The following is a 337-nucleotide window of genomic DNA, read 5'->3' as shown; positions in this document are numbered from 1 at the left end:
ACTCTTTGGAATGAGCCTGAAAAAATATTAAAAGAATCGCCTGACATATTAAAAAAATCAGCTATTATTGGAACATTGTATAGTCGGCAAGGAGTTAATATTATTTTACGCAACCTCGCTTTAAATCCCCAAATAAGATATTTATATATTTGGAATAATGGCGAGTTGTCGTGTAGTCCTTTTGGAATTTCGGGTAAGGATATTCTTCTTAAACTTTGGCATAGTGGGGTAAATGAAAATAACGAGGTGCCTGGGGCTGATTTTAAATTAGAAAAAGAGATAGATAAATTAGTGGTAGAAAAAATTATCAAAAACGTATCTTTAATAGAAATACAGG

1 pseudogene (only partly in view) is annotated in these 337 nt (G+C 31.8%); it reads left to right on the top strand.

What is annotated here, in order from left to right:
- Positions 1-75: 75 nt before the first annotated feature.
- Positions 76-337, top strand: a pseudogene (locus COU51_01540) (hypothetical protein); it runs 118 nt beyond the window's last position.

It is taken from the genome of Parcubacteria group bacterium CG10_big_fil_rev_8_21_14_0_10_36_14 (assembly GCA_002772895.1).
GTDB lineage: Bacteria > Patescibacteriota > Patescibacteriia.
This window is presented reverse-complemented; position numbering and strand designations above follow the sequence as displayed.